Origin of the sequence: Streptomyces sp. NPDC050674 (genome assembly GCF_040654575.1) — a bacterium.
Lineage (GTDB): Bacteria > Actinomycetota > Actinomycetes > Streptomycetales > Streptomycetaceae > Streptomyces.
Window position 1 is genome coordinate 32,985 of the sequence record NZ_JBFAIG010000003.1, and the last position, 13,207, is coordinate 46,191.

The following is a 13,207-nucleotide window of genomic DNA, read 5'->3' on the forward strand; positions in this document are numbered from 1 at the left end:
GTCATCCGGTGGGGGCCGTCCGAAAATGACGGGAGGGGGAGGTCAGCTCTGGCGTTCGGTGTTCTTCTTCTTGATCCGGGCGGCTTCCTTGCGGACCTCCGCCTGCGTGGTGCGCTCCCGCTCGAGCCACTCGGGGGCTTCCTGCTTCAGCGCCTCGATCTGCTCGGTGGTGAGGGGCTCGGTGACGCCCGCGCGGGCGAGCCCCGCGATGGAGACCCCGAGCCTGGCCGCGACCACGGGCCGGGGGTGCGGGCCGTTGAGCCGCAGGTCCTTCAGCCACTGCGGCGGGTTCGCCTGGAGCTCGTTCAGCTCGGCGCGCGAGACGACACCCTCACGGAACTCGGCGGGTGTGGCCTCGAGGTACACACCCAGCTTCTTCGCCGCGGTGGCGGGCTTCATCGTCTGGGTGCTCTGGTGCGACGTCATGCCGTCCAGCGTATCGAGCGTGTGCACGCCCCCCGACCACGGCCGGTAACCTGGCGAGGTGACAGGCTCGGATGCAACCCCCTCGTTCCGGCTCGCCTACGTCCCCGGGGTGATGCCCGACAAATGGGTGCGCGTCTGGAACGAGCGGCAGCCCGATGTCCCGCTGGTCCTCACACAGGTGCCCGCGGAAGCGGCGGCCGACCGGCTGCTGGGCGGGGACGCCGACGCGGGCCTCGTCCGTACGCCCGTGGACCGTACGGTCTTCAGCGCGATCCCTCTCTACACCGAGCAGACCGTCGTGGTGGTGCCCAAGGAGCACCTGGTCACGGCCGTCGACGAGGTGGAGCCGGAGGATCTGGCCGACGACATCGTGCTGCACCCCCTCGACGACGTCCTCGACTGGGAGGCCCTGCCCGGGCGGCCCGCGTTCGAACGCCCCGCCACCACGGCCGACGCCGTCGAACTGGTCGCGGCCGGCATCGGCGTGCTCGTCGTCCCGCTGTCGCTGGCCCGCCTGCACCACCGCAAGGACCTCACCCACCGGCCGCTGCGGGACGCCCCCGAGTCGAGCGTGGTCCTCGCCTGGCCCGAGGACGCCAAGACCGACCAGGTCGAGGACTTCATCGGCATCGTCCGCGGGCGCACGGTCAACAGCACGCGGGGCCGCCCGCAGCCTCCCGCGCAGGAGAAGTCCGGGCGTGCGGAGAAGGGCGGTGGCCGGAAGAAGCCGGCGGGGGCCAAGCAGCAGGGCGCGAACCGGCGCGCGGGCGGCTCGGGCGCCACCGCCAAGGGCGGCAAGCGGGGCAGGCCCCGCCGACGGTCCTAGAACGGCGGCCCCTCGCCCCGGCGCGGGGCGGGCGGCCGACGGCGAGGACGCTCACCCGCCCGCCACGCGGGCCTCCAGGCCCTGGCCCTCCGCCCGACGCCCCTGGTCTTCCGGCCGACGCTCCCGGCTTCCGGCCGGTGCCTCTGGCCCTCCGGCGGACGCTCCCGGCTTCCGGCCGGTGCCTCTGGCCCTCCGCCTGACGCCCCTGACCTCGCGGCCGGTGCCCCTGGCCCTCCGCCCGGCGCCCGTGGCGTTCCGCCCCGCGCCCGCCGCCTTCGCTCAGCCCGCCGACGGGGACGGCGCGCCGAAGGACGGATTGGGAGCGACCGTCTGAAAATCCTTCAGGTCTTCGGGGACCGGCAGCACCCGGACCGGCGAACCCGGCTGCGGAGGCGGCGGCGTCGTCTGATCCTGGGGCAGCTTGGGAGGGGCGGTGATCTGGAAGGCCACCTGCTCGTGATTGATCAGACCGGTCTTCTCCAGGACCGTGATGTGGTCGAGCACGGTGTCGTTGGTCTGGTCGGCCAGCTCCCGCACCAGGCTGTTCCGGGTGGTCGCCCGGATCTTGGCGATCGTCGGGAAGATACCTCCGTGCGCGACGCGCATGATGGTCACGGCCGTGGAGTCGAACTCCTTGCCGGAGCTGCCTTCCGCCGTCGCCACGAACTGCTGCTGCTGCGGAGACGGCTCGTTCGGCAGGGTGATGCCCAGGTCCGTGGAGACCTTGCGGCAGGACGCGTCGAGCCGGCCGTGCCCCACCAGCAGGTGCTTGGCGACTTCCTTCATCGCCGGCGTCGTGCCCCGCTGCATCGCCAGTTGTCCCAGCGGGTACTCCCAGAGGCCGGCCGCGCGCACGCGGACCACGAAGTCGCGGTCCGCCTCGCTCAGCGGGCCCCACTGAGTGTTGGCGATGATGCGGTCCTGGCCGGAAGCCGCGTTCTGCACGCCCAGCATGCTGGGATAGGCGAGCGCGGTGAGCGTAAGGATCATCGCACCGCCCACGAACGCGGTTCCTGCCGTGCTGCGCGAGATGCGCATCGTGCCTCCTGGGATATGAACGGCCCAACACCAGGAGGTACGTACGGCAGGGGCGAAACAATCACCGCTGCCGCGAAAAATTTGGAAGGTTCAGGGCCGGTACGAGGCCACGGCCGCCGTGCTCACCACCTTGTCCCCGTTCCGGTGTTCGCGGCGCACGCGTCGATCAGCCGGTCCAGGTCGCACAGCCTGGCCGGCGCGAGGTGTGCGGCCTCGCCGATGATCGTGGGCAACGGGTCCACCGGTTCGCGGTGCCCGGACCGAGCCGTGCCGGTGTACGGGTCGGGAAAGGCCAGTTCAGGCCGGCCCGGCCGGGCCGGCGAGCCAGTCGAACGCGGAGCGCGCCGTGAACTCCTCCTGCCCACCCGGCAGGAGGAGGTCCGCGGTGGCGAACTCCGGTGCGCCCGCCTGGGCCGGGACGTACGGGATCGCGATGCACCGCATGCCGGCCGCATGCGCCGCGGCGGCGCCCGGTGCCGCGTCCTCAAGGACGACACAGTCGGACGGGGCCGCCCCCATCCTGCGGGCCGCCTCGAGGAAGACGTCCGGAGCCGGTTTGCCGTGCGCGACCTCGTCGGCGGAGACCACCGTGCGCAGATGCGCGTCCAGCCCGGTCCCGGTCAGCACCGCCGCGATGGCCTGTGGGGACGATCCCGAGGCCACGGCCATGGGCACCCCCTCGGCCGCGAGCAGCTCGACGAACGCGCGCATCTGCGGGTAGGCACGGGTGCCGCCGCGGGCCAGCTCCAGATAGCGACGGTTCTTGGCGGCGAGGAGTTCGTCCACCGAGGCGGGCAACCGGTAGCGCTCCTTCCAGTCCGCGACCGTCTCCTGCGTGCTGATGCCGACGTACCGCTCGTGATCCGCCCAGGTGAAGTCGTGGACGCCGTATGCCGCGAGCGTCTGCCGGCCTGCCTCGTAGTAGTTCGGCTCGCTGTCCACGAGCGTTCCGTCGAGGTCGAAGATGACCGATGTCCCGCGGAGCCTGCTCATGACGCCATGCTCTCAAAGGTCATCCGCGGGCCGACCGCCCGATCGACTCCACCAGCGGCAGCATCCGGTGGGAGACCCGTTCGCGCAGGGCGACCTCGGTACGGGTGCGCACCACCCCCGGCATGCTGATCAGTTTCTGCACGACGTCCTCCAGGTGTGCGTTGTCCCGGGCCACCACCCGGGCCAGCAGATCCCCGCCACCCGTGATCGAGAACGCCTCGACGATCTCCGGCACCGCCGCCAGCGCGTCGCCCACCTCGTCGAGATGGCCCTGGGTGACCTCGATGTGCACGAACGCGAGCACCGGATGCCCGAGCGCGGCGGGGGAGAGGGCCGGTGCCGTGCCGGTGATCACACCGTCACGCTCCAGCCGGTCGAGCCGGGCCTGGAGGGTGCCGCGGGCGACCCCCAGGACCCGGGCGTACTCGCGCACACTCGTGCGCGGCTGTTCCAGCAGCAACCGCAGGATGCGGGTGTCCAGCTCGTCCACGGCCATGGCACGTCCTCCTCGTCCACTGGCTCTGCCGGGGCGGCTCCCCAGCCGCTCCGGCAGTACCAATGGGCCAGTCTAGAAGGGTGCGGTTGAGCCAGTGGTCCCCGGGATGCCGAGGCGGGCGAGTCCATGGCGCTGCGGATCCCGCCGCGCCATGTTCAGTGGACTCACGGCCGGTGCGGTGAAGGGGCGGTGAGGGGCAGGCCCGCCGGATGGCCCGGTCAGCGCTGGAACGGCATCGTCCAGCAGTTGGACGCGGCCGGCTTGCCCTCCAGGCGGTCGGTGAGCCAGGAGATCGCCGCTTCCTGGTCGGCGATGAGGGGAGCGAGGTGATTGGTGAGGATCCTGTCCCCGAGGTTGGGCAGGTCGAGGGCCTTGTAGGTGACCTCGCCGCCCTTGCGGCACCAGTCCACGGCCAGTTGACGGGCCTGGGCGTGCGGAACGATGTCGTCCTGGACGCCGGTGCTCACCCGGACCGGACCGGCCGGCCTGAGCGTCCCGATGCGCTGCTCGTCGAGGACGGCCCGGGCGCGCGGTTCGTCGGCGATGACCTCGGCGACGGACTTGCCGCTGGTCGTCCACGCGCCGCTCCGGGTGAAGCCGTAGCGGATGACTGCCTCGCCGACGCACATGGTCGAGGCGTCGGCGAGGGCCTTGCGCCCGGCGTCGTTCAGGTTGGCCTCGGCGACGTCCCGCATGCCGGGGTACGCCTGGACGAAACCGTTGATCGCCCAGCCCAGGGCGGCGGCCAGGGCGCTCCCGTCGATCCCCTTCATGACGGCGGTCAGGTCGGCGGGCGGCGCGCCCGCGTAGGTGCCGGCCAGGTGGACGTCGGGCGCGTACGTCGGCTGGAGTTCGGCCGCGGAGGCGCCGGCGCCGCCGCCCTCGCTGTACCCGTACAGGCCGACGCGGGAGCCCGCGGTGAGGGACGTGCCGGGCAGGGCGCGCGCCGCGCGCACGGCGTCCAGCACCGCGTGCCCCTCGTCCAGGCGGTTGACATAGGTGTGCAGACGGTCGGTGGCGCCCAGGCCGACGTAGTCGGTCACGACGACAGCCGCTCCGGTGGCGAGGAGACGGTAGATCGCCAGGTTGTCGTAGGCGACGGACAGGGTCTGTCCGTTCACCGTGAGGGGGTGTTGCAGGGCGAACGACGGCGCGCACTGGTCGCCCTGGCCCATGGTCCCCGAGGCCACCGCCACCAGCGGGCGGGGTCCGTCGCCCTGCCACTTCGCCGACGGCTCGATGTAAGCGCCGGTCACCGCGACGGCTCGGCCGTCGGAGTCGGTGGACCTGTACATCAGCCGGGTGGCGGTGCCCGGCAGGGGGCGGCCGTCGAGACCGGGCAGCGACAGCCCCAGGGGGAGGGGCTCCTGTCGGATCAACGCGCCGTTGGTAGCGGGCAGTTGGGTGGGCGGGGTGTAGAAGGCCGGAATGGCGACCCCCCGGGACACGACGGGTCCGGTGTCGGTCGCGGTGGCGTCGGCCGTGGCCGCGCCGGCGCAGACGCAGACGCAGGCCGCGGTGGCGAGCGCGGTGGCGGCCAGACGGTGGGAGGTGGAACGCGCACGGCTTCGGTATCGGCTCACGGCTCACTCCTCGTGCTGCTGCGGTGCGTGATTGCGCGAAAAAGTAGCACCGGTAGTTACCGCTGGTAACACCTCTCCAAGTTACGTTCGGGTAACTGTTTGCCGGAGCAAGTCCGCGGCGGGATGAGCGCGTCGGCGCGCTGCCCCGCCCGGTGCGGCGAGGAGTCGGCGCTGTGACGAGGTGGGCCGGTACGGCGGCAGTCCGCGCTGTTACGCGGTGGGCCCGTGCGGGCCGCGGAGCACCAGCAGGGTGATCTCGCTCGGGGCGAAGACGCGGAACGGCGGGCCCCAGAAGCCGGTGCCGCGGCTGGTGTAGAGGAGGGTGCGGGAGCCATGGCGGCTGAGGCCGGCGAGTGCGGGCTGGTCGATGCGGACGAGGTGGTGGAACGGCCAGATCTGCCCGCCGTGGGTGTGGCCGGAGAGCTGGAGGTCGATGCCGGCGGCTGCCGCCCGGTCGACGAACGTGGGCTGGTGTGCCAGGAGCAGGACGGGCAGGTCCGGGTCTGCGCCGTCCAGGGCTCCGGCGAGATGGGCGCGGTGGCCCGCCAGGCCGGAGGACTCCGCGGTGACGTCGTCCACGCCGGCGACCACGAGGGTGTCGCCGTCGCGTTCGAGCAGCAGATGGCGGTTGCGCAGCGGCTCCCAGCCCAGTTCGTCCATCAGGTCGACCCAGCCCTGGGCCTCGCTGTAGTACTCGTGGTTGCCGGTGACGTAGACCCGGGCCCGGGTGGCCCGCACCGTGCCGAGGGGGGCGGCCTGGGCGCGGCGGCGTTCGGCCGTGCCGTCCGCGATGTCGCCGGTGTGGCAGACCAGATCGGCATCCAGCGTGTTCACCGTCTCGCACACCCTCGCCGACCAGCGGGCGCGATCGAGCGGGCCGTAGTGGGTGTCGGTGATGAGGACGACACGCAACCCGTCCAACCCGGCGCCCAGCCGCGGGAGTCGCACATCGAGTCGGCGTACGCGCGGCACACGGCGGGCCTCGGCGTATCCCCAGACGAGCAGGACGGCGGCGACGCCGAGGACGGTCCAGGTGACGATGCGGGCGCGGTCCTGACTCTCGCCGGCACCGGCCACCGCCAGGGCGAGCCGCAACAGGACGCCGAGCAGAGCGGACCAGGTGAACAGGACCCAGCTGACGCCCAGCAGCGTGTCACCGATGATCGCCGCCCGGTCCTGCTGCCGCCGGCCGTGGCCGCGCGCCATCGCGAGCGGCATGCAGACGAGGCCGAGGGCGAACAGGGCGGTGCCGAGCAGCGTGACGGGCGGTGGCCAGTGCTGGCCGCCGTGCAGGAGCACCCAGCACGGCACGGCCCACAGCAGAACGGGGGCGACCAGGGGGAGGAAGCGCATCAGGAGGTACAACCGGCTCCGCCGCGGCGCTTTCGCCGCGCCCTCGGTGGGCCGGGTATTGCTGGTGTCGGTCACGGCTCTCCTCCCTCAGCGGGTCGCCGTCTCGCGCACTGTATCCGGTCGTCCTCCAGGGGATCTTTCCCCCCTCACGCCGGGGTACCGCCCGCCCCGCTGTCCGAGCGGTACCCCGACACGCGCCGGTCAGACGCCGGCGGTGGCAGGTGAAGACCATCGGTTCGTCAGTCGCGACTGTGACCGATAACAGTCCCCGGACTGCCCACCGCCCCCCACAGAGGGACCCGGCCGGGCCGGTGCCTCAGCCCTTCCGTTCTCCCGCGCGTACCAGGCCGGCCTCGTAGGCGATGACGACGAGTTGGGCCCGGTCGCGGGCGCCGAGTTTGGCACCGGCCGCCACCAGCCGGACGGCGTCGAGCAGTTGGGCCGGTTCGACTCCCTTGCCCAGGAAGCCGCTCGCGCCGGCTCGGAGGGCCTCGATGACCAGGTCGTCCTCCTCGAAGGTGGTCAGGACGAGGACCTTGACTCCGGCCAGGTCCTCGTCCTGGGCGATCAGCCGCGTGGCCTCGATGCCGTCGACCTCGGGCATCCGGATGTCCATGACCACGATGTCGGCGCGCTCGGACCGGGCCAGCCGGGCCGCTTCCCGACCGTTGGATGCCTCCGCGACGACGTTCATGTCGGGCTGCGCGTTGATCAGGAGCCGGAAGGCGCCCCGGAGCAGGGCCTGGTCGTCGGCGAGCAGGACGCGAATCGGCATGACGGGTGATTCCTCACGGGGCGTCGGGCAGGGTGGGGGCGAGTGAGAGGGGCAGCTCGGCGAAGACCTGGAAGCCGCCCTCCGGCCGGGGCCCCGCGGTGACGGTGCCGCCGGTGGCGAGGGCTCGTTCACGCATGCCGATCAGCCCGTGACCGGTGCCTGCGCCCTTGGACGCGCCGGGGCGCCCGTCGTCCGTCACGGTGACCCGGAGCGCGCGCGGCCCGTAGTCCAGGACGACTTCGGTCCGTGTCGCCGAGGCGTGCTTGTGGGAGTTGGTGAGGGCTTCCTGGATGATCCGGTAGGCGGTCAGCTCGGTGGCCGGCGCCAGCGGGGACGGATCCCCGGTCCGGGTCACGGACACGGAGAGCCCGCTCGCCCGGAATCCGCCCACCAGGCTGTCGAGATCGGCCAGGCGAGGGATGGGCGCCCGCGAGCCCGGCGCGTCGTCGGGCTGGCGCAACAGGCCGACCGTGGAACGGAGTTCGTCGAGGGCGGCGCGGCTGTTGTCCTTGATGTGGGCCAGCGCCTCGTACGCATGGTCGGGGTTGGCGCGCATGAGATGGTGCGCCACACCGGCCTGGGCGTTCACCAGGGTGATGTGGTGGGCGACGACATCGTGCAGATCGCGGGCGATGCGCACGCGTTCCTCGGCGACCCGGCGCCGCGCCTCCTCCTCCCGCGTGCGCTCGGCACGCTCGACGCGTTCCCTGGCCGCCGTCAGATTCTCACGTCGGCTCCGGACGACCCGGCCCAGCGCGGTGGCGGCGAGCACGGCGTCGAAGCGCAGCAGACTGGCCCCCGCCACCAGCGACTCGGCGTGGGTGGCGGCGTGGACACCGGTGATCGCCACCGCCGCGACCACACCGACGCTCCACACGGTGCGCCGGCTGCCGTGTACGGCGAGGGTGTACAGGGCGATCAGGCTCGCCGCCGGGGTCGGCGCGATGTGCGAGGCGACGGCCATCAGCGTCAGGTCGCCCGCCACCGTGAACAGAGCGACCCCCAGCGGCCGGCGGCTCCGGAAGACCAAGGGCATGCAGGACAGCGCTGTCCACACGACCTCGTGCCAACGCGGCGCGTGCCAGTCGTTCCCGCCGACGGCCGTCGCCGCCGTGGCGATCACGATCAGCGGTACCGCGGGCAGCGCGTCTGCGATCCGGTCATGAAGGACCGGCCACTGTCGCCACACCATGGGCGGTTCCACTCCCTCACTCCGAGCAGCGCCGGCCGGTGGAAGGTGAGGTCACCCGCCTTCCACCGGTCCGCGTGCGATGTCGGTCCGTCGTGCTGACGGTCAGCGGGCCAGGCCGGTGGTCTCCGGCTCCCGCACGGCGTGCGGCGGGGACGGGGGCCCGTCGGCGGGGCCTTCCACCGAGACGTGGGGCAGGGCCTTGTCCAGGCGGCGGGGCAGCCACCAGTTGGCCCGTCCGCACAGGTGCATGAGCGCGGGGACGACGACCATGCGGATCAGCAGGGCGTCGAGGGCCACGGCGACGGCGAGGCTGACCCCGAACTCGGAGATGACGCGCATGCCGCCGAAGACGAAGGAACCGAAGACACAGACCATGATGGTGGCGGCGACGGCGATCACCCTGCCGGTCTCCGCCTGCCCGACCCGGACCGCGCGGCGGCTGTCACCGGTGTGCGCCCATTCCTCACGCATCCGGCTGACCAGGAAGACCTGGTAGTCCATGGACAGGCCGAACATGATGCCGACGACCAGGATCGGCACGAACGACTCGATCGGCCCCGCGGCACCGAGCCCGAGGAGTCCGGCGCCGAAGCCGTACTGGAAGACCACGACGATCGCGCCGAAGGCCACCCCGATGCTGAGCATGTTCAGCAGCGCACCCACGGCGGGGATGAGCAGACTGCGGAAGGCGACCGTCAGCAGCAGGAAGCCGAGCACGGCGATGACCAGCACGAACACCGGCAGCTTGCCCATCAGCACGGAGGCGAAGTCGTCGTTGCTCGAGGTGACTCCGCCCACGTAGACCTTCATGGACGTTCCGCGTTCCGCCTCGGGGATCACGTCGTCACGCAGGTGGTGGATCAGGTCGGAGGTGGCCTCGGACTGGGGTGAGGTGGTCGGGACGACGGAGACCACGCCGACCGTCTGCCCCTCCTTCATGGGTGCGGCGCCGACACCGGCGACGCCGTCGACCCGCTTCAGAGCGGTGACCAGTTCCGCCTGGGCCGCCCTGTCGGCGGCGGTGGGGGCCTGGACGGCGAGGACGAGCGGGCCGTTGAAGCCCGGTCCGAAACCGTCCGCGATCATGTCGTACGCCTGGCGGTTCGTCGAGGACGCGGGCAGGTTGCCGTCGTCGGACGCGCCCAGCCGCAGCGACAGCGTCGGCAGCGCGAGTGCCGCCAGCACGGCCAGGGCGACGACACCCAGGGTCTTGGGCCGTGCCTGGACGCGCTCGGCCCACCGGGCCCACAGCCCCGCCCTGCCCGAGGAGCGCGGCCCGCCGAGCCCGGCCCCCTCACGGCGCTCGCTCTTGCTGAGGACACGCGGGCCGATCATGCCGAGCAGCGCCGGCAGCAGGGTGATGGCGGCCAGCACGGTCAGGACGACGGTGACGGCCGCGCCGATCGCCATGCCGTTGATGATGCCGACGTTCAGGGTGAGCATGCCCAGCAGCGCGACGACGACGGTCAGACCGGCGAACACCACGGCCCGGCCGGAGGTGTTGAGGGACTTGGCGACCGACTCGGCCACGCTCATGCCGGCCATCAGGTTGGCGCGGTGCCGGTTGACGATGAACAGCGCGTAGTCGATGCCCACGCCCAGGCCGATCAGCGAACCGAGCGTCAGCGTGGTGTCGGAGAGCGTGATGAGGTGGCTGAGCAGCATCACCGTGACCGCGGAGGTGCCGACACCGACCACGGCCGTGATGATGGGCAGCGCAGCCACCCAGACCGCCCGGAAGACGAACAGCAGCACCACGAAGGCGAGGACGATGCCCATGGCGTCGGCGACCGCGTTCGGTTCGGGGTTGACGGTGAACGCCTGCCCGTTCAGCGCGATGCGCAGGTTCCGCGACTCGAGGTCGGTGGCGAGTTCCTTGACGTGGTCGATCTGCGCGTCGGACACGTCCTGCTCGAAGGCGACCGTGGCGTAGGCCGTCCTGCCGTCCTCGCTGACCTGCGTCCTGCCCTCGGGCGTGTAGGGGCTGGTCACGGAGGCGACACCCGGTGCCTCGGCGACGTCCTCCAGGGCGCCGGTCATGGCCTGCTCGGCGGCGGGCCCGGTGACCTTGGCCTCGGCGCCGTCCACCTGCCAGACGATCCGGCCGCTCTTGCCCGCGGCGCTGTCGGAGGCCTGCTGCAACAGGGCCGTCGCCCTGGCCGAGTCGGTGTCCTGCGATATCGGGCTGTTGCCGAAGGCGTTGCCGGCCGCACCGACTCCGGCACCGAGGGCGAGCAGCAAGCCCACCCAGAGCAGGACGACGGCGAGCCGGTGCCGGTGGCACCAGCGGGCGAGAGGGGACATCGACGAGCCTTTCGAGGGATCTGCCATGCGTACGGGCCGGTCACAACGGCCCACCCCGACGCTCGCAGTTCTCCGGCCTCTCGTCGTTGGCCGTATGCAGACACTTTCGTCTACCGCGATCGCAGCAGTGAGGGCGGCCACGGCATGCCTGCGACGGCCCGCCCGGACACGCGCCGCACGCGCCGGCCCGGGCCGTGGGCGCCGCAATGCTGCGCTCAAGGCCTTCCGTGCCGCGGCCGGTCGCTGGTCCCGGCGTGGTCGGGGTGATCGGCGTGGCGGAGAACCCGGCCCGCGGGCAGCTCACGGTCTGCGTCCGCGTCAGCGGCCGGGTTGCGGGCCGAGCCGGCCCGGAGAGGGCGCGCCGCTCACCCCCTCCTCGGGCGGCGCGACTGTGGTGCCCTTGCGCGTCCTCCGGGCCCGGCCTGATCCATTGGCCGGCCATCGGTTTCCGCCAGCCTCGATCCACTGAGCCATTGGCTCAGTCGATTAAGGGACAGTGGAGCCACTGGGCCCCTGGATGGTTATCTTTGCCCTATCCATGTACTTGCGGCGCCGCGCAGCGCCGGACGGCGACGAGGCCGGTCCGGACCGCGGTGCCGCAGTCGTGTCCGCTTGTCGTCCACCACCCGGGACGGCCGTGGACAGGACACGTACCACCGAGAGGGGGGCGGCGCACCGCCGTGAAGAGGATGTTCGTGGCTCCGGACCCGGGGCGCTCGAGGCTGCGGAACGCGACCCGCGCCGTCATCGGTGTCGCCGCCGCCGTCGCCGTTCCCGAACTCTGCGGACTGTCGCTCACCGCATCCATCACCGGAGGGCTCACGGCACTGCTCGCCCTCTTCACGGTCACCGACGCGACCGTTCGTGACCAGCGGATCACCACCGCCCTGCTGCCCGTGGCCGGATTCCCCGTGCTGGCGCTCGCCACCGCACTGCACGGCATCACCCCGGCCCGTGACGCCGCGTTCCTGGCCGTCGTCTTCTGCGGGGTCTACGCCCGACGCTGGGGTCCACGGGGCCACGCGCTCGGGATCTTCGCGTTCATGAACTTCTTCGTCACGCAGTTCTTGCACGCGGTCCCCGCTCAGCTGCCCGAGCTGTACACCGCCGTGGGTCTCGCCCTCTGCGCGGCCGGTGCCACGCGATTCGTGCTCTGGCCCATCGAGCGGCACACCCCACCCGCGGCGGCCCCGCCGGTCCTGCCGGGCACCGGATGGGCACGGCCCACCACCCGGCAGGCCTTGCAGGCCACAGCTGCCGCTGCCCTCGCCCTCCTGGTCGGGCAGTTCCTCTCCGAGGAGCGCTGGTACTGGGCCGTCGGCACCACCTGGTGGATCTTCGTCAACACGACGTCGCGCGGCGAAACCCTGGTCCGCGGTTTCCGCCGGGTCTGCGGAACCGTGATCGGTATCGTCGTCGGCCTGGCGGTCGCCATCCCGCTGCACGGCGCGCCCACGCCGACGGCCCTCCTGGTCGCCGGCTGTGTCTTCGGCATCTTCTACACCGCCCCCGTCTCGTACACCTGGATGATGCTGGCGGTGACGGTCATGGTCAGCCTGCTCTACGGCCTGCTGGGCGTGCTGGACCCCGGCCTGCTCGGGCTGCGTCTCGCGGAGACCGGCGTGGGCGCGCTGTGTGCCGCGCTGGCCGTGGTCCTCGTCCTGCCGGTCACCACGCACAAGACGACCGACGCGTGGATCCGGCGCGCCCTGCACTGCGTCCACGCGGCCACCGCCGAAGCGGCCGCTCGCCTGGCCGGAGACCCGCATGGCGACCCTGCCCCGCACGCAGCCGAACTGGAGCTCCTGCTCGGCCGGGTGCGGATGGCACTCGCCCCGTTGACGCACCCCCTCACTCCCTGCCGTGCTCGCAAGGCCCGTGCCCAGCAGGTCGGTGAACTGCTCGACGACTGCGCCCGCGAAGTGCGGGGCCTGGTGTCCGTGGCCGCCGATCCGGTCGCGTCGCACGACGCCCGGCTCGTCGCCGCCTGCTGGCGCGTCGAGGCGGCGGTGGAAGCCCTCACCGCCGGTGACCTGGGGCGCAGGCGCGTGGCGCTCCCCACCGGCGAGCTGCCTCAGCGGGACGAGACGGAGTCGGCCCTCGCGCATCTGCGCGGCTTGGAGAAGGCACTGTCGGCTCTGGCGATGCCGCTCGGTTCGTCCTCGCGGCCTCCGCTCGCCCGTTCCTGAGCGGGGCAGAGCGTCGGCGCTACGGCGCGGTG

At 72.3% G+C, this 13,207-nt stretch carries 11 protein-coding genes; 2 read left to right on the forward strand and 9 right to left on the reverse strand.

The window, feature by feature from the left end; all coding sequences use genetic code 11:
* Window positions 1-42: 42 nt before the first annotated feature.
* The gene (locus AB0I06_RS07055) at window positions 43-426 is read right to left on the reverse strand and encodes a DUF5997 family protein (RefSeq protein ID WP_363117728.1); all 384 of its coding nucleotides are present in this window, start codon (window positions 424-426) and stop codon (window positions 43-45) included.
* Window positions 427-484: 58 nt separating this feature from the next.
* Here AB0I06_RS07055 and AB0I06_RS07060 point away from each other — a divergent pair, with 58 nt between their 5' ends.
* Window positions 485-1,252 (forward strand): LysR family transcriptional regulator substrate-binding protein, encoded by a 768-nt coding sequence (locus tag AB0I06_RS07060; protein WP_363117729.1) that lies wholly within the window; start codon window positions 485-487, stop codon window positions 1,250-1,252.
* Between the two features lie 279 nt (window positions 1,253-1,531).
* Here the strand turns inward: AB0I06_RS07060 and AB0I06_RS07065 are convergent, their stop codons facing one another.
* From AB0I06_RS07065 to AB0I06_RS07100, 8 genes are all read right to left on the reverse strand, one after another.
* Window positions 1,532-2,290, reverse strand: a complete 759-nt coding sequence (locus AB0I06_RS07065; protein ID WP_363117730.1) for a DUF4142 domain-containing protein — start codon at window positions 2,288-2,290, stop codon at window positions 1,532-1,534.
* Between the two features lie 297 nt (window positions 2,291-2,587).
* The gene (locus tag AB0I06_RS07070; protein WP_363117731.1) at window positions 2,588-3,283 is read right to left on the reverse strand and encodes an HAD family phosphatase; all 696 of its coding nucleotides are present in this window, start codon (window positions 3,281-3,283) and stop codon (window positions 2,588-2,590) included.
* A gap of 19 nt (window positions 3,284-3,302) precedes the next feature.
* A complete protein-coding gene (locus tag AB0I06_RS07075) occupies window positions 3,303-3,779 on the reverse strand; it encodes an Lrp/AsnC family transcriptional regulator (protein WP_363117732.1) in 477 nt (158 codons plus the stop codon).
* A 218-nt stretch (window positions 3,780-3,997) separates the two neighbouring features.
* Window positions 3,998-5,320, reverse strand: coding sequence for a lipase family protein (locus AB0I06_RS07080; protein ID WP_363118033.1), 1,323 nt, complete (start codon window positions 5,318-5,320; stop codon window positions 3,998-4,000).
* Between the two features lie 252 nt (window positions 5,321-5,572).
* On the reverse strand, window positions 5,573-6,790 hold the full coding sequence (locus tag AB0I06_RS07085; protein WP_363117733.1) for a metallophosphoesterase: 1,218 nt from the start codon (window positions 6,788-6,790) through the stop codon (window positions 5,573-5,575).
* Between the two features lie 241 nt (window positions 6,791-7,031).
* Window positions 7,032-7,490, reverse strand: a complete 459-nt coding sequence (locus AB0I06_RS07090; RefSeq protein ID WP_363117734.1) for a response regulator transcription factor — start codon at window positions 7,488-7,490, stop codon at window positions 7,032-7,034.
* Between the two features lie 13 nt (window positions 7,491-7,503).
* Window positions 7,504-8,682: a histidine kinase gene (locus tag AB0I06_RS07095; protein WP_363117735.1), complete on the reverse strand. Its 1,179-nt coding sequence runs from the start codon at window positions 8,680-8,682 to the stop codon at window positions 7,504-7,506.
* A gap of 102 nt (window positions 8,683-8,784) precedes the next feature.
* On the reverse strand, window positions 8,785-10,986 hold the full coding sequence (locus AB0I06_RS07100) for an MMPL family transporter (protein WP_363117736.1): 2,202 nt from the start codon (window positions 10,984-10,986) through the stop codon (window positions 8,785-8,787).
* Between the two features lie 689 nt (window positions 10,987-11,675).
* Here AB0I06_RS07100 and AB0I06_RS07105 point away from each other — a divergent pair.
* A complete protein-coding gene (locus tag AB0I06_RS07105; protein ID WP_363118034.1) occupies window positions 11,676-13,175 on the forward strand; it encodes an FUSC family protein in 1,500 nt (499 codons plus the stop codon).
* Window positions 13,176-13,207 lie beyond the last annotated feature (32 nt).

What these genes read in the sequence shown, in the direction of transcription:
- AB0I06_RS07100 (WP_363117736.1), bottom strand. Translation starts at nt 10,986, where the DNA reads ATGTCCCCTCTCGCCCGCTGGTGCCACCGGCACCGGCTCGCCGTCGTC.
- AB0I06_RS07070 (WP_363117731.1), bottom strand. Translation starts at nt 3,283, where the DNA reads ATGAGCAGGCTCCGCGGGACATCGGTCATCTTCGACCTCGACGGAACG.
- AB0I06_RS07090 (WP_363117734.1), bottom strand. Translation starts at nt 7,490, where the DNA reads ATGCCGATTCGCGTCCTGCTCGCCGACGACCAGGCCCTGCTCCGGGGC.
- AB0I06_RS07075 (WP_363117732.1), bottom strand. Translation starts at nt 3,779, where the DNA reads ATGGCCGTGGACGAGCTGGACACCCGCATCCTGCGGTTGCTGCTGGAA.
- AB0I06_RS07065 (WP_363117730.1), bottom strand. Translation starts at nt 2,290, where the DNA reads ATGCGCATCTCGCGCAGCACGGCAGGAACCGCGTTCGTGGGCGGTGCG.
- AB0I06_RS07055 (WP_363117728.1), bottom strand. Translation starts at nt 426, where the DNA reads ATGACGTCGCACCAGAGCACCCAGACGATGAAGCCCGCCACCGCGGCG.
- AB0I06_RS07095 (WP_363117735.1), bottom strand. Translation starts at nt 8,682, where the DNA reads ATGGTGTGGCGACAGTGGCCGGTCCTTCATGACCGGATCGCAGACGCG.
- AB0I06_RS07105 (WP_363118034.1), top strand. Translation starts at nt 11,676, where the DNA reads ATGTTCGTGGCTCCGGACCCGGGGCGCTCGAGGCTGCGGAACGCGACC.